Consider the following 15,004-nt stretch of genomic DNA (forward strand, 5'->3'; position numbering starts at 1 on the left):
GCGGCCGTCGGCCCCGGGCCTGCGGCCGGCGCATTGACGCGCCGGCCGCTCCGGTCTGCCCTACCGGGCCCGAGCCACGCGCCAGACGGTGTTGCCCACGTCGTCGGCCACCAGGAGCGCGCCGCTCTTGTCCAGGGCGACGCCAACGGGGCGTCCCTGGGCCTTCTCGTCCGCGTTCAGGAAGCCGGTGAGGAAATCCACCGGGGGCCCGCTCGGCCGCCCGCTTGTGAACGGCACGAACACCACCTTGTAACCCGAGTGCGGCTTGCGGTTCCAGGAACCGTGCTCGCCAATGAACACACCGCTGGCGAATTCGGGCGGCATGCCGCGCGCGTCGGAGAAGGCCAGTCCCAGCGCCGCGACGTGCGCGCCGAGCGCGTAGTCGGGCACCACCGCCTTGGCCACCATGTCCGGGCGCTGCGGCTCGACGCGCGTGTCCACGTGGCTGCCGTAGTAACTCCAGGGCCACCCGTAAAAGGCGCCGTCCTTGACCGAGGTCAGATAGTCCGGCACCAGGTCGCTGCCGATTTCGTCACGCTCGTTGGCCACGGCCCAAAGGGTCTGGGTGCCGGGCTCCCAGCCCATGCCGTTGGGGTTGCGCAGTCCGCCAGCGAACAGGCGCTTGGCGCCGCTCTTGACATCCACTTCCCAGATCGCCGCACGGCCCTCCTCTGCGGCCAGGCCGTTCTCGCCGGCGTTGCTGTTGGAACCCACCGTCACGTAAAGCTTGCTGCCGTCGCGGCTGGCAATCACGTTCTTGGTCCAGTGGTGGTTGATGCCGGCGGGCAGGTCGGTCACTTTTGTCGGCGCTGCCGCAATGGACGTCTGGCCCTCGGCGTAAGGCACCTTGACCAGCGCGTCGGCATTGGCAATGAAAAGCTCGCCGCCGACCAGCGCAACGCCAAAGGGAGAGCTGAGGTTCTGCATGAACACCTGCCGCACTTCGGCGGTGCCGTCACCGTCCGCATCGCGCAGCAGCGTGATCCGGTTGGCGCTCGGAACGCCGGCGCCGGCGCGCTTCTGGACCATGCCCATGATCGACGACTTGATCCAGCCGATCGGGCCGCCGCCATCCTTGGCGCCTTCGGGCTTGGGCGGCTTGTTGCTTTCCACGGCCAGGACGTCGCCGTTGGGCAAGGTATAGACCCACCGCGGATGATCGAGGCCGCGCGCCAGCGCCGTCACGACGAAACCGCTGGGCGCCTTGGGGCCGGCGGTATCGCCCCAGCCGACCGCTGGCGCGATGTTCACCGTGGGCATCAGCGTCTTGTGAGGCGCGGGCAGTTGGGGGTTGGGGCCGATGCCGGCCTCTGGTGGCAGCTTGGCGGTCTCCCCGCAGGCCGAGAGCAACAAGGCTGCCCCAAGCATGGCGGCGGCCGCGGGAAAGTGGTTGGATTGCTTCATGGTCATAGATTCTTCATGCGCGTTCGTGTGCGTTCATGCGCGTTCATGTGCGTTCATGTGCGGCAGGATCAGCCGGCGGCCATTCAGAAGACGAACAGTCCGCAGCCGAAATCACGCCGGACCCAGACGCGGGCCGGCGCCGCTGCAGCGAATATTCGTCGCGCCGGAACCTGGCCGGTTGTCAGCTGTAGGCGCTTTCGGGCGTGAGCACACCCCGGCGCGGCGCCCCCGCTACCATCGGGCGATGACCGACGACCTGTGCCGAGCCGACGCCTACCTCCGCGAGTGCGAGGCCCGCATCCTGCGCGTCGACGAGGCCGGCATCGTGCTCGACCGCACGGTGTTCTACCCACTGGGCGGTGGACAGGCCGGCGACAGCGGCCAGCTGCTGCTGGCCGAAGGGCGGACCCTGGCGATCGCAGACACCCGGAAGGCCAAGGACGCCGAGGGGCGGCCGACGAAAGAGATCGTCCACGTGCCGGCGCCCGGCCAGGCCGAGGTGCTGGCCGCGTTGAAGGCCGATGATGCGGTGACGGCCCGGATCGACTGGGATCGCCGCCACAAGCTGATGCGCTTCCACACCGCGACCCACCTGCTGTGCCACCTCGTGCCCCAGCCGGTCGACGGCTGCTCCATCACGCCCGAGTACGCGCGGCTGGATTTCCACATGACCGACCCGCTGGACAAGGAGGCGCTCAGTGCTGGCCTGTCGCGCCTCGTGGCCGCCGGGCACCCGCTGGCCATTGGCGCGATCACCGATGCCGAGCTCGATGCGAACCCCGCACTTGTCAAGAGCATGAGCGTGCAGCCGCCTCGCGGCACCGGCACTGTGCGCACGATCCGGATCGGCGAGGCCGAGGCGATCGACTTTCAGCCCTGCGGCGGAACCCATGTGGCGAATACCCGCGAGATTGGCCCAGTGATCGTGACCAGGATCGAGAAGAAGAGCGCCGCCACCCGCAGGGTGGTGCTGGGTTGGGCCGGTTGAACTTGACACCGGAACTTCGCCCCTCACGCACGCTCCGACTGACCGGCATGGCCCTTTCCCCCCTGTTCTCTTTTCTCCGGCGCGCAGCCTTCCTGGGCGCCACCGTCGCTGCCATTTTCCCGGCCGCCGCCCAGCTGACTCCCCGCATCGGGTCCGTCGTCACCACCCCCCATGTGCGCGCGGAGCTGATCGCCCACGCGCCGCAGGGCGTCTCCGCAGGCGCGCCCGTCTGGGTCGGGCTGCAGATCGCGCACCAGCCCGAGTGGCATACCTACTGGAAGAACGCCGGGGATTCCGGTCTTCCGACGGAGCTGGCCTGGTCGCTTCCAGCCGGTGTGTCGGCGGGCGAGATCGCCTGGCCGGTGCCGAAGAAGATCCCCATCGGCACCCTGGCCAACTACGGCTACGAAGGCACGGTGCTGCTGCCGGTCCCGCTCACCGTGGCGCCCGACTTCAAGGCGCCGGCGGGCCTGGGTGGCGCCGAGGCGCTCGACATCAAGCTCAAGGCTTCCTGGCTGGTGTGCCGCAAGGAATGCATCCCCGAGGACGGCGAGTTCCTGCTCAGGCTGCCGGTCCAGGGCTCGACCGCGGTGAATCAGAGCGCCTTCGAGGCGGCGCTGGCCGCCCGCCCGATGCCCCTGGACAAGCCTGGCGCCATCGCCATCGAAGGGCAGCAGCTGCAGGTCCGGCTCGAGGGACTGCCGGCCGCCGCGCGCGGCAAGACCCTGGAGCTGTTCCCCGAGACCGGCGAAGTGATCCATACCGCCGCCGTCCTCGGCAAGGACTGGACCCAGGCCTGGGACGGCGACACCTGGACCGCCAGCGTGCCGCTGGCCGAGCAGCGCAGCGCCAGCCCCGGCACGATGCCTGTGGTGGTCGCGCTGGCCGAGGCCGACCGACAAGCCGGCCAGCCGGTCGCCTGGCGCGCCGAGGCGCCGGTCAGCGGCACCTGGCCGGCCGCCGCCCCGCGCGCCGAGGTGTCGCCCGGCCTGAAAGCCGCGCTCGAAGCCAATACGGCACCTCCGCTGCCGCAACCCACCGGCAGTTTCATCGCCGCATTGCTGGGCGCTTTTCTGGGCGGCCTGCTGCTCAACCTGATGCCCTGCGTGTTCCCGGTGCTGGCCATCAAGGTGCTGGGCTTCACGCGCCGTGCCGACGACGATTCGGCTCACAGGACCGCCGCCTTGGCGTACACCGGCGGGGTGATGCTGTCCTTCCTCGCGCTTGGAACTGCGATGCTCGCGCTACGCGCGGCGGGTGCTGAACTGGGCTGGGGCTTCCAGCTGCAGTCGCCCGCGGTGGTGGCTGTGCTGGCGGGCCTCTTCACGTTGATCGGACTCAACCTCGCTGGGCTCTTCGAGTTCCGAATGCTCGCGCCGTCGTCGGTGTGCAGCGCGCAGAGCCGGCATCCACTGGCCAACGATTTCCTGTCCGGGGTGCTGGCGGTGGTGATTGCTTCGCCCTGCACCGCCCCCTTCATGGGCGCCTCGATGGGCCTCACGATCGGGCTGCCCGCGGCGCAGGCGCTGCTGATCTTCGCGGCGCTCGGCTTCGGCCTGGCCCTGCCCTACCTGGCCGCCGGCTTCGTGCCCGGCGTGGCGCGCCTGCTGCCGAAGCCCGGCCCGTGGATGAACGTCCTGCGCCGACTGCTCGCCTTCCCGATCTTCGCCACGGTCGCCTGGCTGGTCTGGGTCCTGGGGCAGCAAAGCGGCATCGATGGCGCGGGTGCGCTGCTAGGCCTGCTGGTGTGCCTGGCGGCAATCGTCTGGGCCCTCACCCTGCGCGGGCGCACCCGCGTCGTGCTGGCCGGCCTGCTGATCGCCGTCACCGCAGTGCTGGCCGGCACCATCGGCACAAACGTGGTCGGCAATGCGGCGCCCGTCGTGGCCGCCTCGGCCGGCGAGCGCTGGCAGCCCTGGTCACCCGTCCGGGTGAGCGAGCTGGCCGCGGAAGGTCGCCCGGTGTTCGTCGACTTCACCGCCGCGTGGTGCGTCACCTGCCAGTACAACAAGCGCAGCACGCTGGCCGATGCCGCGCTGCTGGCCGAGTTCGACGCGAGGAAGGTGGCCATGCTGAGAGCCGACTGGACCCGCCGCGACCCCGAAATCACCGCCGCCCTGGCCGCGCTCGGCCGCACCGGCGTACCGGCCTATGTGCTCATGGCGCCTGGCCGCGCGCCGGTCGTGCTGACCGAGATCCTTAGCAAGGAAGAGGTCCGCGAGGCGCTCGCAAGACTTTGACCCTGCCTCTCTACGGGTTGTCACAAGCGGTTGAGGAAAGCGTTCTAAGCTGCGGTGATCGTTGAATTTTTGCAATTGGAGGTCTAGCTGACCATGCCCTCATCGTCTTCCGCAGACTCGCGTTCGGCCCGTGCGGCGCGCCAGGCCCGCGCGGCCCTGAGCCGAGCTTCCCGCCGCGCCGTCATGGCCGCCGCCGTGGCCCTCGGTGCCACCTTCCTGATGGGTTCGAATGCCGTGGCCGCACCGGCCGTGGGCCAGAAGGCGCCCGATTTCGTTGCCGTCGACACCGACGGCAAGCAGCACCGTCTGTCCGATTTCGCCGGCAAGTTCGTGGTGCTCGAATGGACCAATCCCGGCTGCCCCTTCGTGCGCAAGCACTACGGCAGCGGCAACATGCCAGCCACCCAGAAGGCAGCGACCGAGAAGGGCGTGGTCTGGCTGGCCGTCAACTCGACCGAGCGCGCCGCGAGCGACTACCTGAAACCCGCCGCCCTCGAGGCCTGGATGAAGGAGCACTCGGCCGCCCCCACCGCCGTGCTGATGGACGAGGATGGACTGATCGGGCGCGCCTACGCTGCGCGCACCACGCCGCACCTCTACATCATCGACCCCCAGGGGGTGCTGGTGTATGCCGGCGGTATCGACAGCGTCGCGTCGTCCCGGGCCGAGGACATCAAGACCGCGACCAACTACGTGAACCAGGCGCTCGGGGAGGCCTTCGGCGGCAAGCCGATCAGCGCGGCGGCGACCCGGCCTTACGGCTGCTCGATCAAGTACAAGGCCTGACTCCCGAGTCCTCGGCGAAGGCCCCTGCGACAATCGCGGGATGCCTTTCGCCCCCCTGAAGAACGACACATTCCTGCGCGCCTGCTGGCGCCAGGCCACCGATCACACCCCCGTCTGGCTCATGCGCCAGGCCGGGCGCTACCTGCCGGAATACGTGGCGACGAGGGCGCGCGCCGGCAGCTTCATGGGGCTGGCCACCAACGTGGATTTCGCCACCGAGGTCACCTTGCAGCCACTCGCGCGTTATCCGCTCGATGCCGCCATCCTGTTCTCCGACATCCTCACCGTGCCCGATGCGATGGGCCTGGGCCTGTCCTTCGAGGCCGGCGAGGGCCCGCGCTTTGCGCGGCCGTTGCGCGACGAAGCAGCCATCGCCGCGCTCGAGGTGCCGGACATGGAAAGGCTGCGCTATGTCTTCGACGCCGTCGCCTCGATCCGCAGCGCCCTCGATGGCCGGGTCCCGCTGATCGGCTTCTCAGGCAGCCCCTGGACCCTCGCCTGCTACATGGTCGAGGGCGCCGGCTCGAGCGACTACCGCCTGGTCAAGACCCTGCTCTACAGCCGTCCAGACCTCATGCACCGCCTGCTCGCCGTCAATGCCGATGCGGTGGCGGCATACCTCAACGCGCAGATCGACGCCGGCGCCCAGGCCGTCATGATCTTCGACAGCTGGGGTGGCGTGCTGGCTGACGGCGCGTTCCAGGACTTCAGCCTGGCCTATACGACTCGCGTGCTGTCGCAGCTCCGGCGGGACGGCGCTGACGGCCAGCCCGTGCCGCGCATCGTCTTCACCAAGGGTGGCGGGCTCTGGCTGCAGGACATGCGGGCGCTCGACTGCGAGGTGCTGGGCCTGGACTGGACGGTCGACCTGGGCCGTGCCCGCGCACAGGTCGGCGAGGGGACCGGGGCCAAGGCACTGCAGGGCAACATCGATCCCAACGTGCTGTTCGCGCCGCCCGAGCGCATCGAGGCCGAGGTCGCGAAGGTGCTGCAGGCCTTCGGACAGCCGCACACCGACGCCGACTCCGCCGGGCCGACCCATATCTTCAACCTGGGCCATGGCATCAGCCAATTCACCCCACCGGACCACGTGGCGGCCTTGGTCGCCGCGGTCCACGCGCAATCCCGCGCGCTGCGCGGCAGCTAGGCCGTTATGCCTTGTAAGCACCTGAGATCGCCCAACGAGCGTTTGTCAAGTTCTGAAATGGTGAGGACCGACTGACTTATGCACAAAACGGCTGCTGCGGTGCGCAAAATCATCTGTCACCTTGCTTACCCCGCTCCTAAAGCGATAGCGTTGCTAAGTCGTTGATTCATATGGGATTTAGATTTTGCTCTATTTGCGGGCATTCCAGCGGAAGCCTTGATTTCCAAGGGCTGGCGGGTGCTCGAGGCCGGATATCAACAAAGTTATCCACAAGAACTCTGGATCACTTCCAAAGCGCTGATGAATCAACGACTTAGGCTACTTTGCTCCAAGTTCCTTTAACCTTCGCACGCAGAGGAAGAGCGCCTTGAGCTGGCGTCTCGAGATCGCCGTTCAGACTCCGGCGCACGCCGCATTAGGGGATCTACTTAGCTATTTGAGCCCCGCACCCGTGGCGCCGGGCGCGCTGGTGCGGGTGCCGCTCGGTCGCCGCGAGGTGCTCGGAGTGGTGTGGTCGGCGCAACCCGCCGGGACGCAGGACGAGACCGCGGCGCCGGCGGCGCTGAAGCCCATCGGTGCCGTGCTGGACGCGCTGCCGCCCCTGGGTGCAGCCTGGCGCGACCTGGTCGCCTTTGCCGCCCGCTACTACCAGCGCTCGCTGGGCGAGATCGCGCTGGCTGCATTGCCACCGCAGTTGCGCGACCTCGGCGCGGTGCAACTGGCTCGGCGCCTCAAGCGTCAGGCGGTGTCCAGCGCTGCCTCGGCAGTCCTCTGTGGCCCGGCGCTGACACCCGAGCAGGCACAGGCGCTGGCGCGCTTCGACGCCGAAAGCGGCCCCTTCCTGCTCTTCGGCAGCACCGGTAGCGGCAAGACCGAGGTCTATCTGCAGGCCGTCGCGGCGCTGCTCGAGCGCACGCCGCAGGCCCAGGCGCTGGTCATGGTGCCCGAGATCAATCTCACCCCGCAGCTCGAAGCACGCTTCAAGGACCGCTTCGGCAGCGGCGCCGTGGTGTCGCTGCACAGTGGCATGACCAATCCCCAGCGCCTGGCCAGCTGGCTGGCGGCTCACGCCGGGGCGGCACGCATCGTGCTCGGCACCCGGATGGCGGTGTTCGCCTCGATGCCGGCGCTCGCGCTGATCGTCGTCGACGAGGAGCACGACCCGAGCTACAAGCAGCAGGAAGGCGCCCGCTACTCGGCGCGGGACCTGGCCGTCTGGCGCGGCCGGCGCGAAGGCGCCAAGGTGATGATGGGCTCGGCCACGCCATCGCTGGAGAGCTGGCATCAGAGCCGCCCGGCCGAGGGCGGCGATCCTGGAGGACGGTATGTGCGCCTGGCAATGCCCACGCGCATCGGCACGGCAGCGCTTCCCGCGGTGCGGCTGGTCGACATGGGCCTGCAGCCGCCCCGCACTGTGCTTTCCGCCGCGCTGCTGGACGCCATCGGCCAGCGGGTGGCGCGCGGCGAGCAAAGCATGGTGTTCCTCAACCGGCGCGGCTATGCGCCCGTGCTGGCCTGCGGCGACTGCGACTGGAAAAGCGAATGCCCGCACTGCAGCGCCTACCGCGTGTTCCACAAGATCGACCGCACGCTGCGCTGCCACCATTGCGGCTTTACCGAACGCGTGCCACGCGCCTGCCCGGCCTGCGGCAACCCGGACATCGCGCCTCTGGGCCGCGGCACGGAGCGGCTCGAGGAGCACCTGGGCGAGCTGTTCACCGACGTGAAGCGGCCCGACGGCAGCCCGGTGCGCATCGCCCGTATCGATGCCGACAGCACACGCCGGCAGGGCGCGCTCGAGTCGCAGCTGGCGGCGGTGCACGCGGGCGAGGTCGACGTGCTGGTCGGTACGCAGATGATTGCCAAGGGCCACGACTTCCGGCGCATCACCCTGGTGGCAGCGGCGAACCCGGATGGTGCGCTCTTCTCCAGCGACTTCCGCGCGCCGGAGCGCCTGTTCGGCCTCCTCATGCAGTCGGCAGGACGTGCGGGTCGCGATGCGGCATACCTGTCGGCACAGGGTGCCACCGCCGAGATGTGGATCCAGACCCATCACCCGCGGCATGCCCTGTTCGCCGCCTTGCGCCGGCACGACTACCCCGCCTTCGCCCAACGCGAACTGGAGGAGCGCGCGGCCGCCGGCATGCCGCCCTTCGCCTTCCAGGCCCTGCTGCGCGCCGATGCGCGCACGCAGGAGGCGGCCCAGGCTTTTCTCAACGCCGCGAATGCGGCGGCCGAGGGACTGGAGGCTGCGCAACAGGTAACCCGCTATTCCGCCGTGCCGCACGCGATCCAGCGGGTGGCGAACGTGGAACGGGCGCAGCTGCTGGTCGAGAGTGCCTCGCGTTCGGCGCTGCAACGCCTGCTGGCGGCCTGGCAGCCTGTGCTGCATGCGTTGCGCAAGCAGCCTGAGGGGAAGGGCGTGATCCGTTGGTTGGTCGACGTCGACCCGCAAAGCATCTGAACTCGCGGCCTGCTTGCCGGCCGCAGCATCGCTGCCGGGGCCGCCTCCTTCGCACCTTCTTCAGTGCAGGCCGATCGGCTGCTTGCCCATCTCGATGTATTGCAACGCCGTGCGGCGCTTGCGCTGCCCGTGCCCGGCCCATGCGAACAAGAAGAAGCTGGCGGCGCCCGTCGCCAGCGCGGAGACAGCACTCAAGGCACCCACGTGCCACAACCAGCCTACAGTGGCAAGGCACGTCACACACAGCATCCAGCGCATCCAAGTCGTCATGGCAATTTTCCCCGGCGGTTTTGACGCCACTTTAGCAGGGCGTTTGAATACAGAAGAATTAGTCGAACGGCGTAGCTAACACTATCGGCTAATAGTCAACCGGGGCGTGTAGGCAATATTCTGAAACAAGGGTTGACTCGGCTCGAAGTCGATGTCGAAGTCTTGACATGGCCTTGACGGGCCGCAACGGAAAGGTCCTCGCGTGAAAAGCTGGTCAACGGTCTTGCGAGGCGTGGCTTTCGCGGGCATGGCCTGGGGCGTACAGGCGGCGGAACTGGAGCTGGAGGGCAGCCGGCTCCTGGTCAGCGGCATGCTCGACGGCAGCGCCATCCAGCGCTTCACCGAGGAGCTCGGTAGCGGCAAGGTGCGCACCGTGGTGTTCGAGAACTCGCTGGGCGGCACGGCCGAGGCCGCCGGCGAATACGCCCGCGCGATCCGCGACAGCGGCGTCAACACGGAGGTCAAGGGCCAATGCCAGGCGGCCTGCGCCTATGCCTTTCTCGCCGGCAAGGGGCACCGCTTCGGACGCGGCTTCCAGGTTCACGGCCTGCTGATTCCGTTGCCCGCGAGGCCACGCCCGGAGGAGCTCGCCAGCCGCTGGCGCGGCGAGCAGGCGCAGAAGACACTGGCCGAATTCACCACGCCGCCGGCAGCGCCGGAAACCGGCGGCAAGTCCAGGGAACGCTGGCAACCGGGCCAGGGCGTGCTGTTCACCTCCACGCCCACCCTGTTCGGCCGCGTCTACAACAGCTACTACTGCGACGGCACGCAGGGGCACGACACGTCCCGCTGCGAGCTGCTGTCCGACGCCGACCCCTACAAGCTCGGCGTGCTCACGCCCTACTGAACCACGAAGCCGGGCGGGGCCTCAGCGCAGCCATCCGGCGGCCACCGGAAAGCTGAAGAAGGCCGCGACGGTGGTCCACAGGATGATGCGGGCGATGCGCCCGCTGTCGGCGCCGAAGCGCTCGGCCAGCATCGCCACGTTGCTCGCGCTCGGCAGCGCCGCAACCAGCACGATGGCAACCAGCGCGCCGCGCTCCAGCGGAACGCCCAGCGCCATCGTGGCGCGTCCCGCACCGTAGACAAGCATGGGATGCGCCAGCAGCTTGATCGCCGCCACAGACAGCAGGTCGGCAGTCCGAGCCGGCGAAAGCGCCCGCACCCCGCTGCCCATGGCCTCGCCCACGCGCGCGCTGGCCCGGTGCTCGCGGGCCAGCAGGGCCGAGCGTGCGAGCACGGCGCCGATGGTGAACAGCGCCACCGGAGAGGCGGCGTCGCCCAGCATTGCAATCGTGCGCTCCAGCGGTCCGGGAAGCGCGAGGCCGGTGGCCGAGGCCAGCCCGCCGAGCAGGATCGCCCAGGGCATCGGGTTCTGCACGATGCCGCGCAGGGCTTGCCGGGCCGCTCGCGCCGGGCCATGCGCATCGGCCCCGTCGAGGCGCGACAGCGCGATGCACAGCGACGAGGTCAGCATCAGGTCCAGGGCGATGGTGATGATCATCGGCGAGGCCGCCGGCGCCCCGAGGATCGCGATCAGCAGCGGCAGGCCCATGAAGCCGGTGTTGGGGAAGGCGGCCACCAGCGCCCCGAACGCCGCGTCGTTCCAGAGCAGCCCCTGCCGGCGCGCCAGCGCCACGGTGATGCCGACCACGAGCAGCGCGCAGCCACCCCAGACCAGTCCCACGCCGGCATCGAGCAGCTGCGCGATCGGCGCGCCCGCGCCAAAGCGGAAAAGCATGCACGGCAACGCGAAATAAAGTACGAAGGCATTGAGCCCGGGAATGGCGCCAAGCGGCAGGGCCCCGCATCGCGCCGCCGCATAGCCGGCAGCGATGAGCGCGAAGAAGGGAAGCGTGACGGAAAGAATCTGCAGCACGCGGGCGATTGTCGTCGTGCCACATCGGGACACAGCTTTCACACTGCCTTGCATGAGGCCGCCCCCGTATCATTGCCCGCTTTGCGCTCTGCCGCCGCCTTCATGTCTTCCGGTCTCAATCTCGCGCAGCAAGAAGCCGTCAACTACCTCCATGGTCCGTGCCTGGTGCTCGCCGGCGCGGGCTCGGGCAAGACACGCGTCATCACGCACAAGATCGCGCGGCTGATCCAGTCCGGGCTGGCCCCGCAGCGCATCGCGGCCATTACCTTCACCAACAAGGCCGCCGCCGAAATGCGCGAGCGCGCCAAGAGCCTGATCGGCCGCGATGCGAACAAGGTGGTGGTCTGCACCTTCCATGCGCTGGGCGTGCGCATGATGCGCGACGACGGCGCCGTGCTCGGCCTGAAGCCCGCCTTCAGCATCCTCGACAGCGACGACGTCACCAAGATCCTCAAGGATGCCGGCGGCACCACCGACGCCGCCACTGCGCGCATCTGGCAGTGGACCATCAGCAAGTGGAAAAACATGGGCCTCAACGCCGCGCAGGCCGAGGCCCAGGCAGCCGACGACAACGAACGCATCACGGCGCGCATCATGGCGCGCTACGAAGAGCGGCTGACCGCCTACCAGAGCGTGGACTTCGACGACCTGATCGGCATGCCGCTCAAACTGTTGCAGCAGCACGAGGACGTGCGCGCCAAGTGGCAGGCCGCGCTGGGCCATGTGCTGGTCGACGAATACCAGGACACCAACGCCACGCAGTACGAGGTGCTGAAGGCGCTGGTCGGCCAGCGCGGCCGCTTCACCGCCGTGGGCGACGACGACCAGTCGATCTACGGCTGGCGCGGCGCCACGCTGGACAACCTGCGCAAGCTGCCGCTGGACTTTCCCTCGCTCAAGGTCATCAAGCTCGAGCAGAACTACCGCAGCACGAGCGCCATCCTGCGCGCGGCCAACAACGTGATCGGCCCCAACCCGAAGCTCTTCCCCAAGACCCTGTTCAGCGAATTGGGCGAGGGCGAGCCGGTGCGCGTGGTCGACGCCGACAACGAGGCACACGAGGCCGAACGCGCGGTGGCGCGCATCCAGAGCCTGCGCGGCGGCGATGCGGCCACGCAGGGCCAGCAGTTCAAGGAGTTCCGCGACTTCGCGATCCTCTACCGCGCCAACCACCAGGCGCGCGTGTTCGAGCAGGCCCTGCGCCGCGCGCAGATCCCGTACAAGGTGTCGGGCGGCCAGAGCTTCTTCGACCGCGCCGAGATCAAGGACCTGTGCGGCTGGTTCCGCCTGTGGGTCAACAACGACGACGACCCGGCCTTCCTGCGCGCCGTGACCACGCCCAAGCGCGGCATCGGCCACACCACGCTGGCCAGCCTCGGCACCTTCGCAAGCCAGTACAAGCTGAGCCTGTTCGAGGCGCTGTTCTCATCCTCCCTGCCCAGCGTGATGCCCAAGCGCGCGCTGGAGGGGCTGCACGAGTTCGGCCGCTACATCAACGACCTCGAGTACCGCGCACGCCGCACCATGGGCGCCGAGGATGCGCGCAGCTTCCTGGCCGACTGGCTCAAGGAGATCGAATACGAGAAGCACCTCTACGACGGCGAGGACAGCGAGCAGGCCGCCGCCAGCCGCTGGACCAACGTGCTGGAGTTCTGCGACTGGATGTCGCAGCGTTGCGGCGGACAGATCGCCGATGCGAGCGGCGCTACCGTCGAGAACGAGCGCAAGAGCCTGCTGGAAGTGGCGCAGACCATCTCGCTCCTGTCCACCATCAGCGAGCGCGAGAAGGACCAGAACGTGGTCACCCTCTCCACGCTGCATGCGTCCAAGGGCCTGGAGTGGCCGCACGTGATGCTGATCGGCGTGAACGAGGGCCTGCTGCCCTTCAAGCTCGACGACGACGGCGGACGGCAGCAGAAGGTCAGCGACGAAACGCTGACGCGCCTGCAGGAGGAGCGCCGCCTCATGTACGTCGGCATCACGCGCGCACAGCGCAGCCTCGCCGTGAGCTGGACCAAGCGCCGCAAGCAAGGCCGCGAGATGGTGCCGGCGCAGCCCAGCCGCTTCATCGCCGAGATGGCGCTCGACAAGAAGACCATCAAGGAAGATCCGCGCGAGAAGCTCAAGGCCCTGCGCGCCGAGTTCGCGCGCAAGGCCCAGGACAACGCGGCAGCGGCGGCGGCAGCAGCTGCGGCAGGCTCATGAAGCGCCGGCTGTTGCTGCTCGCCCTCGGCCTGGCTGCCGGCGGCGCCCTGGCCCAGCCGGCGTGCCCGGCGAACGGCCGCGAGCTGCCCGCGCGCGCGCTCTATGGCCAATGGGAGGCGCGCATCGAAGGCATTCCGGGCATTGCACGCGTGCAGCTTGCAAGGCATCCCGACTACGAAGGCGTTCGCGGCACGATCACGCGCGAGAACAGCGGCGCGAAGCCGTCGTCGGTGGCCCAGCTCGCGGGCGACATCGACGACGAGGGCCTGCTCAGCATCGACGAGTCGATGGACGGCCACGCCATCAGCGGAAACTGGCTGGGCGAGCTGCAGCCGGGCTCCTGCGGCAAGGAATTCAGGGGAACGTGGCGCAATGCATCCGACGACAGCACGCATCCCTTCGTGCTGAACAAGACTGGCAGCTGGCAATGAAACACACACACATCACCACCCCCTTCGCGGCGCTTCTCGCCGGCCTCGGCATGGCGCTCGCGCACGCCCAGCCCGCGCCGCAACCGGCCAGCCCGCTGGCCAATGCGCAGCTGACCTGGCAGCAGTGCCAGCGGCTCGCGAGCGACAAGGAGGCGCGCCTGGCCTGCTTCGACCGCTGGGCCCAGCAGCAGTCGCTGCCTGCGGCCGCGGTACCCGACGCGCCGCCTGCGCTCGCCGAAACGCAGCCGCCCGCGCCGGTGGACGCCGCCGTGCCCGCCACGCGCGTCGTCTCCGTCGGGACCGCGGAGGGTTGCCGCGACAGCCAGTACTCCGCGCTCTCGCGCTTCTGGGAACTCGAGAACGGAAGCGATTGCGGCACCTTCAGCTTCCGCGGCTACCGCCCGCTCAACGTGTCGTTCGCGACCTCGAACCACAGGCCCGACACGCCGACCTCGCCCGCGGCCGGCCACACGGGCACCTACATCCCCTACCAGGCCAACGAGATGCGCATCGGCCTGTCGGTGCGCACCAAACTCGCACAGGGCATGCTGACCCAGGACGACCCGGTGAAGAAGGACTCCCTGTGGTTCGGCTACAGCCAGCAGTCGACCTGGCAGCTCTTCAACGGCGACATCTCGCGGCCCTTCCGCACCACCGACCACGAGCCCGAGTTGATGTATGTCTACCCCACCGACTACCGGCTGCCGGGCGGCTGGCGCTGGCGCTATGCGGGTGTCGGCCTGGTGCACCAGTCGAACGGCCAGAGCCTGCCCTACTCGCGCAGCTGGAACCGCGCCTACCTCATGGGAGGCATGGAGCTGGACGACCGCTTCACCATTACAGGCCGCATCTGGCAACGACTGCACGAGAGCGACGCCGACGACGACAACCCCGACATCTCGAACTACATCGGGCGTGCCGAGATCACGGGCCGCTGGAACTTCAATCGCGACAACACCCTCGCCATGACACTGCGCAACAACCTGCGCGAGAGCGGCCGCGGATCGGTGCGGCTCGAGTGGCTCAAGTCTCTTGGCGATTCGGGGAAGAGCAACCTGCGCTTCCACACGCAGCTGTTCCACGGCTATGGCGACACTTTGGTCGACTACAACCGCAAGCGCACGGTACTGAGCATCGGGCTGAGCCTGGTCGACTTCTAGCGTGCTTCGCGCGACGAGGCCGGTTCGCCG

The 15,004-nt window shown here is 68.8% G+C and carries 12 protein-coding genes; 9 read left to right on the forward strand and 3 right to left on the reverse strand.

The genetic code is table 11. The annotated features are described in order from the left end of the window. Positions 1–60: 60 nt before the first annotated feature. On the reverse strand, positions 61–1,404 hold the full coding sequence (locus G3W89_RS24945) for a PQQ-dependent sugar dehydrogenase (RefSeq protein WP_174258286.1): 1,344 nt from the start codon (positions 1,402–1,404) through the stop codon (positions 61–63). Positions 1,405–1,648: 244 nt separating this feature from the next. On the opposite strand from G3W89_RS24945, the gene G3W89_RS24950 reads away from it, so the two are divergent. The 5 genes from G3W89_RS24950 to priA all read left to right on the forward strand — a co-directional run bounded on the left by G3W89_RS24950 (position 1,649) and on the right by priA (position 9,029). Further along, complete coding sequence (locus tag G3W89_RS24950) at positions 1,649–2,392, forward strand: alanyl-tRNA editing protein (RefSeq protein WP_162576668.1); 744 nt, start codon at positions 1,649–1,651, stop codon at positions 2,390–2,392. A 47-nt stretch (positions 2,393–2,439) separates the two neighbouring features. Continuing rightward, the gene (locus G3W89_RS24955; RefSeq protein WP_162576669.1) at positions 2,440–4,632 is read left to right on the forward strand and encodes a protein-disulfide reductase DsbD family protein; all 2,193 of its coding nucleotides are present in this window, start codon (positions 2,440–2,442) and stop codon (positions 4,630–4,632) included. Between the two features lie 93 nt (positions 4,633–4,725). Continuing rightward, complete coding sequence (locus tag G3W89_RS24960; protein ID WP_162576670.1) at positions 4,726–5,418, forward strand: thioredoxin family protein; 693 nt, start codon at positions 4,726–4,728, stop codon at positions 5,416–5,418. Between the two features lie 40 nt (positions 5,419–5,458). Continuing rightward, entirely contained in the window at positions 5,459–6,565 is a 1,107-nt protein-coding gene (hemE, locus tag G3W89_RS24965; RefSeq protein ID WP_162576671.1) for a uroporphyrinogen decarboxylase, read from the forward strand. A 367-nt stretch (positions 6,566–6,932) separates the two neighbouring features. Beyond that, complete coding sequence (gene priA, locus G3W89_RS24970; RefSeq protein ID WP_162576672.1) at positions 6,933–9,029, forward strand: replication restart helicase PriA; 2,097 nt, start codon at positions 6,933–6,935, stop codon at positions 9,027–9,029. 60 nt (positions 9,030–9,089) lie between these two features. On the opposite strand, the gene G3W89_RS24975 is transcribed toward priA, so the two are convergent. After that, a complete protein-coding gene (locus G3W89_RS24975) occupies positions 9,090–9,299 on the reverse strand; it encodes a hypothetical protein (protein WP_162576673.1) in 210 nt (69 codons plus the stop codon). 202 nt (positions 9,300–9,501) lie between these two features. Between G3W89_RS24975 and G3W89_RS24980 the strand changes: the two genes are divergently transcribed. Beyond that, positions 9,502–10,146 (forward strand): hypothetical protein, encoded by a 645-nt coding sequence (locus G3W89_RS24980; protein WP_232076729.1) that lies wholly within the window; start codon positions 9,502–9,504, stop codon positions 10,144–10,146. 21 nt (positions 10,147–10,167) lie between these two features. On the opposite strand, the gene G3W89_RS24985 is transcribed toward G3W89_RS24980, so the two are convergent. Then, positions 10,168–11,178 (reverse strand): AEC family transporter, encoded by a 1,011-nt coding sequence (locus tag G3W89_RS24985; RefSeq protein ID WP_162576674.1) that lies wholly within the window; start codon positions 11,176–11,178, stop codon positions 10,168–10,170. Positions 11,179–11,280: 102 nt separating this feature from the next. On the opposite strand from G3W89_RS24985, the gene G3W89_RS24990 reads away from it, so the two are divergent. The 3 genes from G3W89_RS24990 to G3W89_RS25000 are packed head-to-tail and all read left to right on the forward strand — an operon-like array spanning position 11,281 to position 14,974. Further along, complete coding sequence (locus G3W89_RS24990) at positions 11,281–13,383, forward strand: ATP-dependent helicase (RefSeq protein ID WP_162576675.1); 2,103 nt, start codon at positions 11,281–11,283, stop codon at positions 13,381–13,383. After that, positions 13,380–13,814: a hypothetical protein gene (locus G3W89_RS24995; protein ID WP_232076731.1), complete on the forward strand. Its 435-nt coding sequence runs from the start codon at positions 13,380–13,382 to the stop codon at positions 13,812–13,814. Before G3W89_RS24990 ends, G3W89_RS24995 begins: the two co-directional genes overlap by 4 nt. Beyond that, positions 13,811–14,974, forward strand: coding sequence for a phospholipase A (locus G3W89_RS25000; RefSeq protein WP_162576676.1), 1,164 nt, complete (start codon positions 13,811–13,813; stop codon positions 14,972–14,974). The genes G3W89_RS24995 and G3W89_RS25000 overlap by 4 nt, the downstream gene beginning before the upstream one ends. Positions 14,975–15,004: the final 30 nt, after the last annotated feature.

The sequence above is a fragment of the Variovorax sp. PBL-H6 genome (genome assembly GCF_901827155.1).
GTDB lineage: Bacteria > Pseudomonadota > Gammaproteobacteria > Burkholderiales > Burkholderiaceae_C > Variovorax.